The following is an 18,530-nucleotide window of genomic DNA, read 5'->3' as shown; positions in this document are numbered from 1 at the left end:
TTATGCCACTTCCCGAACCACAATCTCGATGTTTACGGTTTCCCTGACCTTGGGGGATGCACGACCCATTGCCCGAGGGAAATAGGCCTTTTGGGCGCGCCCGCGGTTGGCCGAGGCATGGATAATCTCCAGATTCTCGGTGTCAAGACCCGTGTATTCCGCATTCTTCTTGATCGATTCGAGGATCCGTATGTAGGCCTTGGAAGCCTTGACCGGGTACCGGCCTGCATCCCAGTTGCCGGGAAGGCCGCGCTTGTGGGCAACGTTCCGGTTGAAGTGCCGGAACGGGATTGCCTTCTTGAGCGCAACGACATCCGCAAGGTACGCGAGCGCATCGTTGACGCGCTGGTGCCGGATGAAATCCGCGATCTCGATCGAGTGCTTGGGAGAGATGGAAAGCTCGTTTGCTTTTCCTCTGGCGAGGTTGTCGCCTTCAATCTTTGTAGAATATGCGATGCGTGCCATTTCCATCACTTCAGCGGTACGTATTTGCTGCCCCTCGTTGCACCGATACCAGCGGAACCGTGGGTGACCCTCTTTCTGGTGAGGGCAAATTCGCCCAGATAGTGGAAGACCGACTCGGGCTGGAACTCGACTTTTAAGAATTCCTTGCCATTGTAGATCTCGATGCTCTTCCCTATCATCTCGGGCATGACGATCATTTCACGCAGGTGGGTCCGGATCTTCTCGTCCCCGCCCCGGATCTTTTCAAGCAATGTCTCTTCACCGCGGTTGAGCCCGCGGTTGAATTTGCGGCGTGCACGGGCGGGCATCAGGGGGATGAGTTCGCTTAATCCCATCGCCTTAAGCTCATCGATCTTGTACCCGCGGTAGGTGAACTCCTCACGCCGTCTGGGCATTCTCTTCTGGGTCTTTTTTGGTGCTGCCATACCGTTCACTTCCTGCTTCTACCTGTCTGGCGTGCTGCCACATGTCCGACTGTACGACCCGGTGAAGTACCCCGGGCAATGGTCTTGGGACGACCGGGGTGCTGGTGCCCACCGCCACCGAACGGATGGTCGATGACGTTCATGGCAACACCACGGACGCGCGGCCAGTTGGACGCGGTGTTCCTCATCTTGTGTGACTTGTTGCCGGCTTTTACAAACGGCTTCTCCACGCGCCCGCCACCGGCAACGATACCTACGGTAGCGCGGCAGCGTGCGTTGAACCACTTGGTCTTGCCGCTGGGCATCCGCACACCAATGCGGTCGCCAATCTTGTCAACCACAACGGCCTGGACACCGGTTGAGCGGACGAACTTGCCACCATCATTGGGGCGCGATTCGATATTGCAGATGTAAGAACCGGTCGGGATGCTCTGGAGCGGAAGCGTGTTCCCGTTCTTGACCTTGACATCTGCTCCCCATGCAACGGTCTCACCGATGCCAATTCCTTCGGTTACAAGGATGTAAACTTTTGATCCATCCTCGAGCTGCACCAGGGCAATCGGGGCATTCCGTGCCGGGTCGTGTTCGATATCGATAATTGAACCGGAGATACTCTTGGTTCCGTCACCGATGTGCTTTAATGCAGCCTTGTACCGGTGGGATGGGGCGCGATAGGTCGGGCCTCCCCTGCCACGGTTCTGTGTAGTAATTCGATGTCCCATGTTCCCCACCTTACATAATGCCAAGCCGGCTCAGGATTTCCTCAGCGGCCTTTGCGTTCTCGAAGCTCACTACGGCCTTTTTCTCACCGTGCATCGACATCAGCGTGTGGACGCTCTTTACCTTCTGGTCGAACGCCTTCTCAATCTCGCGCTTGATGTCCTGCTTGGTGGCCTTCCGGTCCACAAGGAACTGAAGCTTGCTTTCGTTTTCCAGAAGGACCATGGCCTTTTCTGTGACAAACGGGTGTTTCAGGGTTGCCATTTACCTTCCCTCCAAGCGGATAACGGCGCTCTCGGTCCAGACTGTCAGGCGTCCTGCCTGCATGCCCGGCGCGAGGTGCTCAACGTTGAGCTGATCTACAGTCACGACGTCTACACCGGCAAGATTGCGTGCGGCGCGGAATTCGGGGCCCGAGGTAACGATAAGCAGGCTCTTTCTCTGCTTGTACCTGCGGCCACGGAGCTTGCCACGGCCGGCGCGGACCTTCCTGCTCTCCTTTGAACGCTCGATATCACTGTACACGCCAATATTTGTCAGTGCGGATATGACTTCCTGGGTTTTTGCCAGGTTCTCGAACTTGTCCTCGAAGATCAGTGGGACTGTTCCTTCGAACCGGTGACCCCTGCTGCTGATGAGGTCGGCACGGATGCTTGCTGCAACAGCGGATCGGAATGCCTTCTGCTTCTCTTTTGCATTGATCTCTTTTATCAGCACCTTGGCGGTGACCGGCGGGTGTGCCTCACGTCCGCCCTTTGCCTGCGGAACCTTGGCGGCACGGGAACCGTTCTTGAGACGCGGTACATGAGATGCGCCGCGGCCGCTTCCCCAGCCCACTGCAGAAGAACAGATGCCGGCATACGGATAGGACCCGTGCGGCTGGCGCCGGGTGCTCTGGAGTGCCAGTACTGCCTTCCTGATCAGGTCCGGGCGGTACTCCTCGGAGAACATGGCCGGGAGTTCGATATCCTTTGCCACGCCGCCTTCGATTGTTTTAACCTGCGCTTTCATCTCTGATCACCCCTGCTTGCTCTGGACGCTCACGAACTGGATCGCGGGCGACCGGACAACATGTTCTCCCTGGCGGATTGCCGGGCGGATACGAATCAGGCGCTTTGCCGGGCCGGGAATCGAGCCCTTGATCACAACGTATGCGTTCCTGATAACGCCGTAGTTAAGGAAACCACCTGCCGGTGTAATCTCCGCACCGTTCTCACCGATCTTTAAAATGCGCTTGTTGAACTCGGTGCGCTGCTGGTAGCCCATTTGGCCACTCTGGGGAACTTCCCAGCGGACGTGGTGGGGATTCCATGGCCCAAGGGTTCCGACATGGCGTTCTTTTCCGCCGACGGAGTGTTTTCTCTTACGGAGGGTAACACCCCAGCGCTTGACCGGGCCCTGCGTACCCTTACCGATGGTGATTGCGGTAATATCGGCGTACGCACCAGTCTCAATCACGTTGCTGAGCCGGATCTCCTTTCCGAGAAGCCCGAAGGCGTACTCGTACTGCTTGGCAATGTCCCCGCCGGCAACCTTGATCTCCATGAGATCGGGCACCTTTTTGGGTACACCACTCATCGTGGCCGGCTGGGTGTACGCAAGTGCGTAGATCTCAGCAACCAGCCCGGCGGCAAGTGCATCTGAATACTTCTTCTTTGCTGCCGTGCTGTCGTAGTTCTTGGGTGAGGTTACCCTGCGGGAGAGCTGGCTGTCCAGCGGCTCCGCCCAGATCTCCGTAAGCGCGTGCTTGCCGTAAGTGTCCTTTGTGTATACCCGCAGAGCGGCAACCTTCATGGTCGGGATCTCGATGATCGTCACCGGAACCATGATCTCCTTACCCTCGGTCGGGCTGTCCTTGTGGTCATCGACCATGAGGACATGCGTCATGCCCACCTTATAGCCGGCAAAACCCAGCAGCGCGGGTGCGCCGCTGTGCTCGGGCCAGGACTTGTATTTGGGAATGGGGCTCTGTGCACGTTTCCGTGGGCTGAATGCCAGCGAGCCTCGGCGTGGTCTGTTTATCTTTGGCATGTGTCAATCATTCCTGTACATTCGTGTTTTGGATCTTTTTGACACGAACTAGAGAGATGAATCCGAGACGGAAGTGCTCTCACTTGCCTGTCCGGTAAGCCAACACGCGATCCGGTGTCATCTTGCAGGACGATTTTTCCCGCACGTGATGCGCGGGAGCATACTCACCCTGCCCGTGAACCGGTTAGCCTGGAGACCTGCAGAGGGAGAGAGCTTTCTCCCACCCTCAAGGGATCTCCGCTTTTTTCCTCGCGAAAGAAGACCCTGACACTGACGCATTCCCTGATGATTCAGGGAACCAGGCTCGTTTTTTAAACGTCCACCCATGCGTCGCGGTCAGATCCAACTCTGTCAGCCCGTTGTGACGGATCACAACTCCTTCTCGGGATCCTCCTCACGAAATGAGGAGGTCACCAATCGGGAAATACCCACGGCAGTACCGTTCCCGGTGTCGTTTCGGGCCCGTTTCCGCCGGAGCCACCTCATCTCTGAAGACAAGAGCGGCAGGGATATCCCCATATCGGCTTCCTTAAATATTGATTAAAATGGCATATATATTTATGCCAGCGCCCCGGGGGATCAGAGCCTCCACAGTAACTGGCGATTCTGCGAACCAATTTTTGTCCGCTTTATCCGAAATAAATCTCTCCGTCATCAGTGATATAGATCTGCACATCCTCGCAGATGCACCGGGCCTTGTAGGACTGGGGCCGTGCCTCCCGTAGCCGGTTGATAAGGGAGATCGTATCGTACTTTACCTTGATCTTGGCCTTTTCGGCTTCGGCAAAGATCATCCCGGGCACTTCAAACAGGTCAGTCCCTGACGGGATGGTGCAGAGATGCGTAGCATCAAGAGTGTACAAAAATTCAAGCGTCTCTTTTGCTCGTCGGATATTCTCCATTGCAGATTTCTCGATGGTGCAGACATTTGCTTTCGAGGTGTGAATAATATCTGCGATCTGCTGCTGGGTCATTCCCTGCTTTCGGTACCGGAGCACTTCCATCTGCCTGTCGGTGAGAAGACCATCCTTCATACTATCCATTCCATTCCGGGGATTTAAACACTTTTCGTTAACCTCCCTGTGCCCCCGGGAATTGGCCGGAAGAGGCAGGCTGCACGAAAATGCTGCATTTGCTTTCCCAAAGGGGCGAATATCCGGCGTAAAAGCGATTTCAAAATCTTTATAAGAATACCGGGTCATATTACGTGCTATACAACAATTCGAGGTGAAATTTCAATGGTTGTTAAAGTAGGCGTTGCCAAGTTAGGCAATATTGCAAGTGGTGTAATGGCAGAGCTGCTTCTTGATGAGAGAGCAGACCGTGAGGATATGCAGACATTCATGGCTACCAGCGGAACCAAGCTCCAGCCTGAGGATATCGACCGTGTCGTTTCCAACATGAAGGCATGGAAACCCGATTTCGCCATTGTGGTCTCCCCCAACGGTGTCCTGCCCGGCCCGACCGGTGCCCGTGAGCAGCTTGCCGCTGCCGGTATCCCGGTCATCATCATCACTGATGATGTAACCACCAAGAAGGAATGGGAAGAGGTCAAGAACAGCAAGTTCGGGTACATCATCATGAAGGCAGACTCCATGATTGGTGCACGCCGTGAGTTCCTTGACCCCATCGAAATGGCCGACTTCAATGGCAACCTTGTCAAGGTTCTGGCCATCACCGGTGCATTCCGCAAGCTCCAGCTTGCACTCGACAAGGTCATCGACCAGGTCAAGGCCGGCAAGAAGGGTACAGAAATTGAGCTCCCCAAGATCGTCATGACCACAGACAAGGCAGTCGACGGAGAATTTACTAACGACTATGCACTGGCAAAGGCACGCGCCGCCCACGAGATCGCGATTGCGGTAGCAGGCCAGAATGTCAAGGGCTGTTTCATGACCAAGGAGTGGGAGAAGTACATCCCGATCGTTGCAAGCGCCCACGAAATGATGAGGATTGCAGCCGTGCTCTGCGATGAGGCCCGCGAGATCGAGAAGGCCGGCGACGGTATTCTCCGCCAGCCCCACAAGAAGGATGGCGTCCTCGTCCGCAAGACCAAACTCGTAGCAAAATTCGAGTAAATTTTTTCCTTTTTTTTTAATTTTGATCCCGGTACATTTCTCCCATCTCTTCCGGGAGGGTCATAATGACCGGCTCACAATGCATCCGTTCCATGAATGCCGAGTCGCTGGTCGAGAGAGGATTTGGGTTTATCCGGGATATCAGCGAGCAGAATGCAGAAAAGTCTTCACTCTCATCCCGGCAGCAATAGATTGACATGTTAAAAGCCTGTGTTCCGAGGTTTCGGTAAAAAGTGATTATCCTGAGTATCCCTTCGGAAAGAGGTTCCATATAGTCCTCCAGTTCCTTAAGGCTTGAAATAGGAAGGATTCCCCGGACTTCCCGCTCTCCTACGGGAACCGCATGGGCAGACCAGAGGATCTCGTCCCCAAACAGGAAACGATCTGAAGAGCGTTCCTGTTCCCGCACGGCATCCCAGTACGATGCCCCGATCTTCGCCCGGTATTCTTTCCCGGCGCACAGGTATCTCTCCACGAGCCATGTGGGGCACCTGTCGCTTATTCCCTGCATATGGGGATGAAGGATACTTGCCCCGGCAGAAGGGAGATAGTTCCAGTTGATGCTGGGGTATCCCCCATAACGGAGAAGAGATTCAATCTGGGCCCGAAGCGCATCGGCGATCTGGGCCCGGGTAAACTCCGGTACGGTATGCGCACGGGTGATCACGGTAACGGTGTGCCCTTCAGCAAACGGGAACATGTTCGGGAATGTAACGCTCTCCCCCACGAGGATACGCTTTCCATCGGGAAAGACCGGGGTAATCGAAAAAATATTCTGTTCGCAGAATGGACAGTCTGCCGAATCCCGCGGAAAGGTGAGTGTCTGGGATGTATGGCGCTTGACCCGTTCAGGACTGATCCGGCATCTGATGCCGGTAAATCGCTCCTCACGGTACTGCAATATCCCTCTTTTGGTGGCTACGTCCGTTGTCGTGAACATATCGTTACAGGTACAAAAACACCGGTAACCTAGATAGACATTTGCACAGATCTCGCGAGGGAAGAGACAGAAGACAAACAAAAACACAGTGTGTGGATTGTTGAGAGAAAAAGAAAAAAATGGATTTTATCTATCTGCCCTGGCACCATGCCAGATCCAGCAGTATCGCTGGCAGATGAAAGATCTGCTTTATACGATATACTTGCCGAGGAGGCGGATAGAGGTGGTCATGTCGGGACCGAGTGGTGAACCAAAGATGATCTGGGTGACGCCGGCCTTGGTAAGGTCTTCGCACTTTGCCTTGACCATTTCAGGGGTGCCTGCAATGGTGAATGCATCGATCTCCTTGTCTCCCACAAGCTCTCCGACTGTTTTGAAGTCAAACTTCCCAAGTGCTGCCTTGATTTTGGCAACGTTGTTGAGGTCAAGACCGTGGCGGGTGAGCAGCTCGGGCGGGGAGCCTGCTGCAATGAATGCGGCAACGATCTTTGCTGCATTGCGTGCCTTCTTCTCGCTCTTGTCGATGGACATGGCAGTGTACGCACCGACATCGAAGCCCTTCTTTCCGACTGCTTCGGCGGCCTTCTGGATGATCGGGATCGCAACCTGGAAGTCCTTGGGGTTGGATGCATTAATTAATGCCCCATCGCCGATCTTTCCGGCAAGCTCAAGCACCTTGGGACCCTGTGCACCAATGTATACCGGGATTCCCTTCTTTCCGGGGAGGGTGACACCGGTCAGCTTTGCTCCATCGTAGTCAAAGAAGTGCAGGCCAGACTTGTTTACCTGTTCACCGGCAACAAGCTTCCTGAACTGGATGACTGCCTCTTCGAGGCGGGCCACCGGCTTCTCCGGGTGTATTGCAATCTTTGGCAGTGTCGAGAGGTCACCAGGTCCAATGCCGAGTACTGCACGCCCATCGGAAATTTCATTGAGGGTGCACATGAACGAGGCCATTGCCGCCGGTGTATCGGTAAAGGAGTTCATGATGCCCGGCCCCATCTTCAGGGTGGTGGTTGCCTGTGCAACAGCGGCAAGGACTGCATAGCAGTGCCTGTTGTTGTAGTGATTGGTGATCCACGCAAAGTCGATATCTTTGGATTCAGCAAGTTTACAGAAGTTAACAACCTGCTTTACATTGACATTCCCAGGTACAAATTCAATTCCATATGTCAAGGCTTGTTCACCTCATGGAGTATTACCGTACACGCATTTAAATAAATTATCATTTAAATCTGGGCGCAGAAGCGATAAGGCTCGGATTTGAGCCCGATAAAGGGGATTTTGGCACAATCTGCCGGAACGGAATCACTAATCCGGGAGAAACGCAAAGGATTTTTCGTTATCCAAGCCCCAATTTTGGATTTGCCGGACTGTGAAAGAAGGGAAACTCCTTTTTTCAATGGGCACAACGGGGAGGGCCGGTACACATTTTTAGGTAGGTTATTCCTATAAGATATTGAACTTCAGAGGAGAATAAGTACAATAACCAATAGATATCCTCCAGGATTTGTATCACAGAAAGATCATGCGGATACTTGCACTCGGCATGGGAGGGGCAGGCTGTCGGATTGCCGAAGCCCTCTATGCCAATGACCGGAAGAGCAGTAAGGTGACCTGTGTCCAGGCTCTTGCCATTGATGTCGATAGCGAAGCGCTTGCCAAGCTCAAGGCACTTCCCGACCAGGCAAAGATCGACTTTTCCGCACTTGAGCCCGGTATTCCCGGGGAGATGCCCGGGGCAGATCCTGCGGCAGTGGACATCGGGGAGGTATTGGCCCGGATCCAGAACATGGAGCATGGCGAGACCGATGCGATCCTGGTCTGCTGTGGACTTGGTGGCAGGATGGCGGATGCAGTGCCACGGCTCGTAGCTGCGCTCAGGGAATCCGTCACCGAACCGATCTTCGGGCTGGTCACCCTACCGGCCCTGTCCGAAGGGGAGAGGAGAGCGGCAAAAGCAGGAGATGATATCGATGCGATCTCCCCTCTTCTTGACGGGATTATCCTGTTTGATAACGAGACCTGGCTCAAAAAGATCGCAGCGCGGCGCGACGCGCTGGTAGAGGAACTCTCGAAAGGTCCGGGCCTCTTCGGGCTTGGGAGGAACTCGCCGAAACTAACCCCAAAAGAGATTACAGACAAACTCCTCAACCAGAGCATTATCCGGCGGATCAGTCTCCTCCTGCGTGCCGGGGAATTCCGGGCCGACGGTGGCATCGATCTTGCCGAAGTTGTGCTGGATTCAAGCGAAGTGCTCAACACCATCCGAGGGATGGGATTTATCTCTGTAGGGTATGCTGTAGAGAATATCTCCCAAGGACCGCTTGCCTTTATTGCGCGGTTGCGCGGCACCGATTCCGCCCAGGAACAGAGAAGGAGCGCCGAGCGGATTATTGAACTTGCCAAACAGGCCATCTACCAGGAGGTATCGGTTCCCTGCGACATGACCAGTGCCGCAAAGGCATTGATCCTCGTTGCCGGCCCGTCCCATGAGATCTCCATGAAAGGATTCATGACCGTCAGAAAATGGCTTGATCGCAGTATTGCGGGAATGGAAATGCGATCCGGCGATTACCCGGTCACCAATTCGGAAAACGTGGCAATTATCGTGGTCCTGAGTGGCCTTGAAAACATCCCGCGGATCACTGAGCTCCGCGAAATTCGCGATCAGAGCCGGGCCGGCATCTCCCGGCCAGCCTCTCATTCCCTTAATCTTCCACCGGCAGGGGGAGATCTGCGGAAAACCGGCGGAGCATCGGCGATCACAACGGTCTGGAGCGGCGCAGAGATACAGGACGAGATGATCACGTTCCCGGGAGAGCGATCCTCGAAGGGATTAGTTCATCGCCATCATGAGGAAGAAGAAGAGCGGGCGCTTACGCAGACACCCTCCCGGACGTCGTCTTCATCACCTGCGGAAAATCTTCGGCATGAATCAGTACGCCCCCGCATACAGGAAGAAAATCTGCCGAAGGAAAGGTTGCTGCATTCCCCCGCGCCAGTACGCAGTGATCGTTCCATAGATCCTGTTGCTTCGCGGAGAATCCTCCCGGGCACCCCTTCAGGAAAAAGCGAACAAATGGGATCCCCTTCTGTACAGAGATTTGGACAGGGCGCCACATCTTCCGGCCACGAGCCGGCAAGGCCATCGGCAAAAAGGACGCTGGAATCCGGCTATGAAGGAAGCCTGCCGTTAAGGCCGTCCCCGGTCCAGCGGAGGACACCGGTTCCGCAGATATCGCATCAGGATCTGCAAAAACCGGCGCAACCGGTACTTCCGGAGAGAAGAGACATTGCCTCACCGCAACGAGATTCCCGGCCGTCTGACACAAGAGCCATTGTGCGGAAGGTAGTGGCAAAATCACCCACGCACAACACAGGTTCCCCACGGGAAGGAGGTGAGCAGGTACAACCAGAGCAGCCACATAAAATGATCATTCGGCACAAGAAAAAAGAACCACTTCCTGAAGAGGGACCGGAGCGCCCCCTAGAATATATTGACAACACAGGTCTCGTCCGCCAGGAGGAACTGGAACCCGTACTCGGGGAAGATCACATTTCGACATCCACGCCAAGCGAAGAGACAAAAATCGGGATCAGGGATCGCCCGCAGCCGGCGCGCGATGATATCTTTCTGGGAAAGGCAATTCCCACAAAAGCACCGTTACGGGCAAAAGATGCCGCACTGCTTCAGGCAGAACTCAAACCCCGGAAGATCCGATTCGTGACGGATGAGGAGAATAACACCGGAGAGTCCGGACAAACCTCACCTTCCGCCTTCCAAAAAAAAGGGAGACTCTCACCGGATGACGACCGAACCTAAAAGATCAACGGTTGATATCGGCTACTTTTGAGAACGGGATGTTCCCAGCTCCGATCTCTGTCCGGATTGCAATCCCCTGTTCCACACAATTACCGATGTAATTGAGCCCGCTGTACGCTACAATCGAAAGCCGATACGAAGAATCGGGCAGGTTGAAGATGTGATTGCCCATCGTTACGGGGTAGATAAAGCCGCAGTCATTCATCAACCGGATGATCTGCTTGATCTCGCCCTGTGCCGATCGGGGAACTTCACGGACGTTTGCAAGAGCAATGCCGGTCTTTGTCCGGGTAAAGTCGTGAATCGAAGTCAGACCTGATGAAATAAAAAGTTCGAGAGGATCGATCGTGGTGCCACGGTAACCTATCAGGTCGCGGAACCGCTGGGGCACATTATTCTCGATCTCCAGTCTCCCGCCATACGCCATCTTTACCGGGATACCATTTCTCTGGAAAAGGCCATCCATGGTGATGCTGCACAGGGTGATCACGCCTACGCAGTCCGAAGGCACCCTTGGATCATCGTCAAGGATCCGGTAAGAGTTGAAAAAACCACAGCCGGCCCGGTTGACCTCGTCGAAAGCCACGAGGGCCCGGTCAAGGTCGTCTTTTTGTACAAACGATAGATTATAAGCTACATCCCCGGTTCCTGTTGCAGGATCAAAGGTGCTCCGGAAAGCAAGACGTTCGAGTTTGGAGATGACAAAACCAATCCGGTCGTCAACCAGGGCATTATCGGTCTCCAGAACCCCCGCCGGGGTCAAAATACGCCCCTGGTTGCCTATTTTCTCGGTAAATCCCATTGAATCCAGGTAACTCAGGTAGTACTGGACTGCCCGGTCGCTCAGGACAAAACCTCTTTCTGCCATCAGTTCCGAGAGCCTTTTGGCCCCGACCGGGTCACGGTGCTCTTTGAGGATGCGCAGGATTTCGATATACTTGCGTTCAGTGCGTATCATGCCTTTTTTGCTCCCACTGCACCGGTGCTGTCCTGGTAACGCCCGGCATAACGTTCGTTCCCGTTCCTCACTTCATGCAGGATCATCTGGACCACACGCTCGGCCTTGCGCAGGTGGATATCTTCCGGTCCCATGTTTGTCAGGCAGAGTGTCAACTGTCCACGGAAGCCCGGGTCGACAAAACCCCCTCCCAACAGCACCCCCCGACGGCCAAATGAGGACCGGCATCGGAGCGTCCCGGCAAGATCCGGGGGAAACTCCACCCGTTCCATACTCGGGACAAGGGTACACGTTCCCCGGGCGAGGAAGATATCATCAGCAACCCTCAGATCATACGATGCCGGCTGCTGGCACTCTTGGGTATAGGGCATAATAGTGAGTTTTTCATCTGCATGTGAACTTGATAACCGACGGGAAATCTCCGCTGCAGACAATATCATTCATTAGTCTATCGGTAGAGAATGCTTAATATCTTTTGATGGAAATAGGTTGGGAAGGATCCATGGGGTAGAGGATATCCTCTTGGGCTTCGAACCCAAGGACGCGGGTTCGATTCCCGCTGGGTCCGCTTTTTTGCCCCATCACATAATTGTCACGAATGATACCGGACAAAAAACTGAAACGGGCATCTGTGCTTTTTTAAAAACCGGGCAGTACTACCGGCACTAGAAAAAAATATTCCCTTATATCTCGTCACGTCTTCCTGACGAATGGTGGGGGGTCCTGCGCCCGGCAAGACGGATGATAACAAAGATGAAGAGCACGATAAGAATTCCTATCCCAAGAAGAGTTACAAATCCCCAGTCCATGTTCTTCTGGAGGGTGATGGTAAGCGGCGTGGTGGTATTCCCCAGAGGAACGATCTGCTGGACTGTCTGGGGGAGATACCCGTCATGGGTCACGGTGATATTATATGTCGTGTTATAGACCAGCTGAGTATCCAGCTCGCCCCGGGTATCCGTCGTTCCCGCATACGCCCCGTTCAGGAGAACCGCCGCTCCGGCAACGTTTTTCTGGTCAGAGTCCTGGACATAGAGTGTCTGGCTGACCGTGGCAAGGGAGAGAGTCACCGGGAACTGGCTGGATCCGCTGGAGATATCGATCTGCTGGTTTGCCGGGAGATAACCGGCCTTGCTCACCACAATGGCGTATGTACCGGGTGCCAGATTCTGGAGTGCAGCGCTGCCATATTCCGAAGTGGTTGCCACCACCGTCCCGTTGAGAGAGACATCCGCGCCGCTGACCGGCTGGTTCTGCTTATCGTACACAAAGACAAAACCACTGACAGGAACAGGGATCAGGCTGACAGAGTCAACAGCCTCGTTGGGACCGATGGTGAGATACTGGTTCAGGGTCTGGTAACCTGTTTTTTGTACAACGATGGTAAGGGGGACATTCCTGCTGATGGGTGTAATCAGGACCCCGCGTGAATTGGTTGTCCCAAGGAGCACGGAATTCACGGTAATACTTGCACCGGTCACCGGGAGATTGGTGTTCTGATCCCGGATAACAAAGGAGTACTGGTTTGTGGACAAAAGCCAGTACTGAACGTTCTGGTTTGTGGAATCCACCTCGACCGATTCACTGCGCGGCTGGTAATTCGGTGCGGTGATATTGAGGGAATACATCGTATATGCGGTAACACCGAACGATGCTGATCCGTAGGTATCCGTAGCCGCATTCTGGGTGGCGTTCGCCGAGGTCAGAACGAGAGTAGCTCCGGATACCGGATCGAGGGTATTGGAATCAAAGAGGGTGACGTTCAGGAGGAGAGACCTGCGGTTGAGGGTGACGGAAAGTGCAGTGGTATTGCTGCTGACCACTTCCGACCAGTCATCATAGCCGTCCATAGATACAAGGAGGTTGAAATCGCCTTGGCCGGACTGGAGCAGGAACTGGCCGGCATTATTGGTGAGGCCTACATTGGCCCCGTTAAGGTACACTGTTGCATGGGGGATGGAAGTGTTGTCAAGACTGTCCTGCACCGTGATCAGCAGGTTCGTCGCCTGTACTGCGCCGCAGAAGGCAAGAATGCAGAGCAGCGCAAAAAGGAAACGAATACGAGATGCATTCATAGTAAATAATCCCTCCCTGCTCGTATTTTATCCCATCGGTTTTTCTGTACCGTCTTTTTACACTTCAGACTGGGAAGGCACGCGGTCAAGCAGCATACCTTCCACCAGCACTGGTACAAGATGCCGCCCTTCTTCTACGGCCTTCTGGAGCCGCCACTCCCGTTCGGCATAGATCGTAAACAGGGGCTCGCCGGCTTTGATAAGGGTTCCTTTCTTTGCATGGAGCAGAATGCCCGCTCCCCGGTCATGAGGGGCTCCGGCAAGACGCGCAAGTGTGATCAGGGACACATTGTTCATCTCAACAATGTAGCCTGACGCCGGGGCATTAACCACGAACTGGTGCTCCCCGGGCAGTATATCCTCTGATTTTACTTTCGGGTCTCCTCCCTGTATCTCGATGATCTGCCGGAATTTCTCCAGTGCTTTTCCCGAGGAAAGGATATCCTGTGCCATCTGCGCACCTGTTCCCCGGGCTGCTTTTCCGGACATTTCAAGCGCGATTCCGGCAAGAGAGACACTTTTCTGGATAAACGAATTCGGTTCGGTTGCGCCTTCGAGAACGCGGAGTGCTTCCCGAACCTCGAGATTGGGGCCGATACTATAGCCCACCGGAATGTCTCCATAGGTCAGGGCGCACTCGACTTTCATACCCAATCGTTCTCCCAGTTCGATAAATTCCCGGGCTAGTTTTCTGCCCTCCTGTACTGTGGGAACCTTGGTATGACTCCCCACCGGGATATCGATGACCACCAGGTTTGCCCCGACGGCATATTTTTTTGCCATCACACTTGCAAGCATCTGACCACGGGCATCGATCTTAAACGGGTATTCCTGGAGGATAATGCGATCGTCTGCCGGGGCGATGTTGGTGGCTCCGCCCCAGACAATGGTTCCCCCAACCTTTTCTGTCATTTCCTGAACTTCGCGGGCGGAGAATTCCACATTGGCAAGTACCTCCATAAGATCGGCAGTTCCGCCGGCGCCTGTGATGGCACGCGAGCTGGTTTTGGGGATCTTTAACCCGCTGGCAGCAATAATGGGAACCACAAGAAGGGAGATCTTGTTGCCAGGTACCCCTCCGATAGAATGCTTATCGACAATAGGACGTGATGCAAATTTTATCCGTTCCCCGGTTTCGACCATAGCCCGGGTGAGATGTTCCACTTCTTCCATGTCGAGCGGATTAATGTAGGATGCAGTAATAAACGCAGTGAGCTCGGCGGCGGAGATCTCATCGTTGACCACATCCTTAATGATCGTCAGGGTTTCTTCCTTGGTAAGGCGACCACCGTCCATTTTTTTCTTGATGAAATCAAGCGATGCCGGCCGATCTGCTTCCCGTATTTCGATCTCCTCCCCTTCGGTGAGGTTTAGGCGTCGGTTAGTGCCCCGGTACACACCAGCAGTACCCTGTCCTTCAAGGGTCGAGGTTGTTGTCACGACCGCAGTAACGGCCAGACTATTTTTTGGGTTGATCAGCTGGACCCGGTCACCATCCAGAACACCAATGTTTCGGGCATCAAGGTAATTGAGCAGTATCCCGCTCCGCGTTGCAATATCGAGAATCCTTACGGAATATTTCATATGGTTCACCACGCCCCAGGGATATCCCATTTTTACCAGGAATATACACTGTCAAAGGATCATAGAACGGTTCATCATAAAAACTCCTCCCGATCCCGGATACACAAGAATGCGAGGGCACAGAAATACCGGGAGGCCTTTGCTAAAAACACCGGAAACGAGAGTCTGATTAAAGACTGACTGAAACTTTCAGAGCTGACAAAAAAGAAAAATTTAGATTTTAGTTCAGTGCTTGCGCACGACAAAGAGTGCAACTGCACCGAGACCAATCAGTGCAACCAGTGCACCAAACCCGGGCTGTGTCGGGGTCTTGGTGGGGGTTGCAGTGGTCGGAACCGGGGTTGGAACCGTTGTCTGAACTGCTGCAGTGGTCACAGATGCAACCGGTGTGGGGGTTGCAGTCTGGGCCGATGCCTGCAGGACATTGAACAGTGCAGTGCCGGTCGGGACGTTGTTCGTGTCCGGGAGACCGACTGCGGTGGCGGTAACGAGGTACTCGTCGGGCTTGAACGTGGATGCGTCAACATCGAACGAGAGAGCGTTAAGGCCGCTGGTGCCCTGCGTGACTGCTACAGTGCCTGATGCGCCGCTGAACTCACCGCTCTGGGTCTTGTCAGTCGGCTGGAATGATGATGAGTACACTGTGAAGAGGACGTTGTCACCTACTGCGAGGTTGGTGGTTGCCGTGATGGTGAACTTGTCACCAACGGAGTGGTCGCCAACCGGGGTGATGGTGATAACGGGGGTCTCTACGAGGAACTGGAGTTTGGTGTAGGTATCATCAACATTTGCGCTGTTGAGTGCCTGGACCAGTGCCTCTGCGGCATCGGAGCCCTGTAAGCTACCGGCACCGGTGAGAGCGAAGTCATTTGTTGCACCATTTGCAGTGAAGACACCGGGGTTGGACGGGTTGTCGTTCCACACATACACTGAAGCGCCGTTTGAGTTCTGCGGGTATGTCACGGTACCACTTGCGGTGGCGGGTGCGACATCAAATACACCGTTCTGCATCGGGTGCTGAACGACAACGAAGTACTGACCAGAGTACATGGTTGAGGTCGTTGCGCCCTTGATCTCGTACGAGAACGACGAGTCAGAGTTTACGGCTTCAGTTGCTACGAGTGCGTAGTTCTTACCGAGGATCCAGAGCTGGACACCCTGACTGGGCTGGCCCTCTGCGGTACCGGTAATGTAGATTGGGTCACCCTGTGCAACGGTGGACTGGGATGCAGTCGCACTGACGAAGGGCTTCTTGATGATGATGGAAACCGTGCCGTATGCTGCGTTGCTCAGGTGGTTTGCATCATTGGGCTGGCTCACTGCATAAACCGTGTAGGTACCTGCATCGAGCGCAACCGTTGTGGTTCCCCAGTTCCAGGACCAGGTGTTGTCACCGTTGACACTTACCTGCTGGAAGTCAGAGGCGTTTCCATTGGTGATACCCGGGTTGGCAGATCCTGCATACCGCGGGTTTGTGCTCCAGAGTGCTCCACCCTGGGTCGGCAGGTTGGGGCCGGTGATGAACAGGTATGTAGTCTGGGACTCAGTGTTGGTACCGGAGAACTGAACCTCTTCACCGAGGTAGTAACTCTGGGAACCAGCTGCGACGATGGTGACTGCGCCCTTCTGGACCTGCACCTTTACTTCATCGTACTTGTAACCGGTTGCGCCACCGAAATTCTGCTCAACACGGATGGTGTACTGCTGGGCCTTGGTCCAGTTGGTAGTTGTCCACTGGATGGTCCTGGTACCGGCGGAGTTGAGGGTCACGTTGGCGTACTCAAAGGTACCGTTACCGAGAATCAGACCGGTCGATCCATACGTGCCGTGGGCAACATCGTTCCAGAGCTGGACACCATTCTGGTAGGTGTAGTTACCGTTAGCGTAAGCCGTGTTTGCGTTAAGCGGGAACTCAGAGGAAGTCGGGAAGTAGGCGAATGCATTCGAGTCAGACTGGTTATCAAAGGTAACTCCAACCTGGTTGGCGGAGATGATGGGCGGCTGGTTGTCATAGGTGCCATCCAGCGAGCTGACGCCCTTGACCCACAGGTGGTAGGTTGCTCCGGGCTTGCCCGTGATAGTAACTGAGAAGGGCTTGCTGCGAACAACGGAGTCCACGTTTGCGGAGATCGAAACCGTGTTGGACGCGATCGTGACCGTTACAGGCTGGCTGATCGTCTTACCGGTATAGTACGCGCCACCATTCAGGTAGTTGTCGTACTGACCGTTGATGTCAGACTGGGCGGTGACGGTGTAGACACCGGCAGGATACGCATTGTTTCCGGTTGAATCAGTTGCACCGGTTGCCCAGGCATACTGGATAGCGCCAGCGCCACTAGTGGCAGTGGTCGAGGGCACACCGTTGCCAGCGATACCCCAGAACCAAAGGGACTGGTTAACCGGCTGGAACCGGATATTCTGAGTGTTGTAGGTGCTGCTTCCGCTGGTCGAGTTGACAAACAGCGAGGCATAGGTGTTTCCGGAAGAAGGCTTTACCTGAATATCAACGCTGCCGACAGCTGGGGTGACAGAGGACGTACGGTAGTTCGGGTCGATTGCCGACTGCAGGTTCGTGTTAATACGGAAGGTAAGCAGGTCGCCCTGAATCACGGTACCGCTGGATACGGTTGTCGAGGTGTTGATATCCCAGACATCAATAGCCAAGCTTGGGTCCACGACAGTAAAGAATGCAGCTGTCGTGTTCGGGGTACCAGATCCATTGATCGCGTACCAGTTACCCAAGTAGTTTCCATACCCGCTCGGCGAAGCATAGAACGAGGAGGGGTTAAGTGAGCTTACGTTATACTGCTGCGACGGTGCTGTAGAAGTGACAGACGCAGCGGAGGCCCACCAGCCGATAGAGACTGCTCCCCCTGCCGGGTAGCTATTTACAAGAGGCTGGATGTTCAACTGCTGTTCTCCAATATACACTGATCCGCCCGGGGCGTTAACGGTGTTGTTGACATTGTAGTACGTTGCCGAAGCCGGCAGTACTGCAACAAGCACCAGTGCCACGAGTGCAATAAGTGCAATCGTTAATCGCTTAGTCATTGTGTTTATCCTCCAAAGGTTACATCATACATTTCAAGCCGGAGAACCGTTTCGACATTTGCCGAATAACGATTCTGCGAGCCCCATACTCCGTTTAAACGGAATATGGAGGAGTATTTGTAAAAGAGCCAATATATCCTTTGTGGTTGGCGTTACTCGCTGTTTTCGCAATGTAATGCCCCGTTTTTCCAAATCCGGAGCGTGTTTGAGGAGTTTTTAGTCTCCACCTTGCCGGGATCGCAGAGAGTATCCGGCTCTGAATCTGTTTATAGGGTTAACCGGATTCGCGCACTGGCAAGAACTTATTGTTACTTACATTATCACCATTACTCATATTATTTATGACATTCAATTTTAAGAGCAGCTCTAATGAGTTC

16 protein-coding genes and 1 tRNA gene are annotated in these 18,530 nt (G+C 54.1%); 3 read left to right on the top strand and 14 right to left on the bottom strand.

Annotated elements, in window-relative coordinates; all coding sequences use genetic code 11:
- The 7 genes from MBOO_RS02795 to MBOO_RS02765 form a co-directional block, all read right to left on the bottom strand.
- Nucleotides 1-465 (bottom strand): 50S ribosomal protein L22, encoded by a 465-nt coding sequence (locus MBOO_RS02795; RefSeq protein WP_012106076.1) that lies wholly within the window; start codon nucleotides 463-465, stop codon nucleotides 1-3.
- 5 nt (nucleotides 466-470) lie between these two features.
- Nucleotides 471-890 (bottom strand): 30S ribosomal protein S19, encoded by a 420-nt coding sequence (locus tag MBOO_RS02790; protein WP_012106075.1) that lies wholly within the window; start codon nucleotides 888-890, stop codon nucleotides 471-473.
- Between the two features lie 5 nt (nucleotides 891-895).
- On the bottom strand, nucleotides 896-1,612 hold the full coding sequence (locus MBOO_RS02785) for a 50S ribosomal protein L2 (protein WP_012106074.1): 717 nt from the start codon (nucleotides 1,610-1,612) through the stop codon (nucleotides 896-898).
- Nucleotides 1,613-1,622: 10 nt separating this feature from the next.
- On the bottom strand, nucleotides 1,623-1,874 hold the full coding sequence (locus MBOO_RS02780) for a 50S ribosomal protein L23 (protein ID WP_012106073.1): 252 nt from the start codon (nucleotides 1,872-1,874) through the stop codon (nucleotides 1,623-1,625).
- The gene (gene rpl4p, locus MBOO_RS02775; RefSeq protein WP_012106072.1) at nucleotides 1,875-2,621 is read right to left on the bottom strand and encodes a 50S ribosomal protein L4; all 747 of its coding nucleotides are present in this window, start codon (nucleotides 2,619-2,621) and stop codon (nucleotides 1,875-1,877) included.
- Nucleotides 2,622-2,627: 6 nt separating this feature from the next.
- On the bottom strand, nucleotides 2,628-3,641 hold the full coding sequence (locus tag MBOO_RS02770; protein ID WP_012106071.1) for a 50S ribosomal protein L3: 1,014 nt from the start codon (nucleotides 3,639-3,641) through the stop codon (nucleotides 2,628-2,630).
- 629 nt (nucleotides 3,642-4,270) lie between these two features.
- On the bottom strand, nucleotides 4,271-4,675 hold the full coding sequence (locus MBOO_RS02765; protein ID WP_048068564.1) for a Tfx family DNA-binding protein: 405 nt from the start codon (nucleotides 4,673-4,675) through the stop codon (nucleotides 4,271-4,273).
- Nucleotides 4,676-4,879: 204 nt separating this feature from the next.
- On the opposite strand from MBOO_RS02765, the gene MBOO_RS02760 reads away from it, so the two are divergent.
- Complete coding sequence (locus tag MBOO_RS02760) at nucleotides 4,880-5,719, top strand: F420-dependent methylenetetrahydromethanopterin dehydrogenase (RefSeq protein ID WP_012106069.1); 840 nt, start codon at nucleotides 4,880-4,882, stop codon at nucleotides 5,717-5,719.
- Between the two features lie 16 nt (nucleotides 5,720-5,735).
- On the opposite strand, the gene MBOO_RS02755 is transcribed toward MBOO_RS02760, so the two are convergent.
- Entirely contained in the window at nucleotides 5,736-6,659 is a 924-nt protein-coding gene (locus tag MBOO_RS02755; RefSeq protein ID WP_012106068.1) for a galactose-1-phosphate uridylyltransferase, read from the bottom strand.
- 189 nt (nucleotides 6,660-6,848) lie between these two features.
- The gene (locus MBOO_RS02750) at nucleotides 6,849-7,835 is read right to left on the bottom strand and encodes a 5,10-methylenetetrahydromethanopterin reductase (protein WP_012106067.1); all 987 of its coding nucleotides are present in this window, start codon (nucleotides 7,833-7,835) and stop codon (nucleotides 6,849-6,851) included.
- Between the two features lie 352 nt (nucleotides 7,836-8,187).
- Between MBOO_RS02750 and MBOO_RS12965 the strand changes: the two genes are divergently transcribed.
- A complete protein-coding gene (locus MBOO_RS12965; RefSeq protein WP_012106066.1) occupies nucleotides 8,188-10,485 on the top strand; it encodes a tubulin/FtsZ family protein in 2,298 nt (765 codons plus the stop codon).
- Between the two features lie 4 nt (nucleotides 10,486-10,489).
- Here MBOO_RS12965 and MBOO_RS02740 read toward each other — a convergent pair whose 3' ends face one another.
- Together MBOO_RS02740 and MBOO_RS02735 are read right to left on the bottom strand one after the other, a co-directional pair.
- On the bottom strand, nucleotides 10,490-11,443 hold the full coding sequence (locus MBOO_RS02740; protein ID WP_012106065.1) for a DUF128 domain-containing protein: 954 nt from the start codon (nucleotides 11,441-11,443) through the stop codon (nucleotides 10,490-10,492).
- Nucleotides 11,440-11,883, bottom strand: a complete 444-nt coding sequence (locus tag MBOO_RS02735) for a dCTP deaminase (RefSeq protein WP_012106064.1) — start codon at nucleotides 11,881-11,883, stop codon at nucleotides 11,440-11,442. The genes MBOO_RS02740 and MBOO_RS02735 overlap by 4 nt, the downstream gene beginning before the upstream one ends.
- Before the next feature lie 56 nt (nucleotides 11,884-11,939).
- Here MBOO_RS02735 and MBOO_RS02730 point away from each other — a divergent pair.
- A tRNA-Arg gene (locus MBOO_RS02730) sits at nucleotides 11,940-12,011 on the top strand.
- A 115-nt stretch (nucleotides 12,012-12,126) separates the two neighbouring features.
- On the opposite strand, the gene MBOO_RS02725 is transcribed toward MBOO_RS02730, so the two are convergent.
- From MBOO_RS02725 to MBOO_RS02715, 3 genes are all read right to left on the bottom strand, one after another.
- Nucleotides 12,127-13,518, bottom strand: coding sequence for a carboxypeptidase regulatory-like domain-containing protein (locus MBOO_RS02725; RefSeq protein ID WP_012106063.1), 1,392 nt, complete (start codon nucleotides 13,516-13,518; stop codon nucleotides 12,127-12,129).
- Nucleotides 13,519-13,575: 57 nt separating this feature from the next.
- Nucleotides 13,576-15,102 carry an AMP phosphorylase gene (locus MBOO_RS02720; protein ID WP_012106062.1) on the bottom strand — a complete coding sequence of 509 codons (1,527 nt, stop codon included), beginning with the start codon at nucleotides 15,100-15,102 and terminating at the stop codon, nucleotides 13,576-13,578.
- A gap of 225 nt (nucleotides 15,103-15,327) precedes the next feature.
- Complete coding sequence (locus MBOO_RS02715; protein ID WP_012106061.1) at nucleotides 15,328-18,153, bottom strand: MEMAR_RS02690 family S-layer glycoprotein; 2,826 nt, start codon at nucleotides 18,151-18,153, stop codon at nucleotides 15,328-15,330.
- Nucleotides 18,154-18,530: the final 377 nt, after the last annotated feature.

The sequence above is a fragment of the Methanoregula boonei 6A8 genome (genome assembly GCF_000017625.1).
Taxonomy (GTDB): Archaea; Halobacteriota; Methanomicrobia; order Methanomicrobiales; family Methanospirillaceae; genus Methanoregula; species Methanoregula boonei.
The sequence above is the reverse complement of the archived record's forward strand: the minus strand, read 5'-3'. Positions and strand labels throughout refer to the sequence as shown.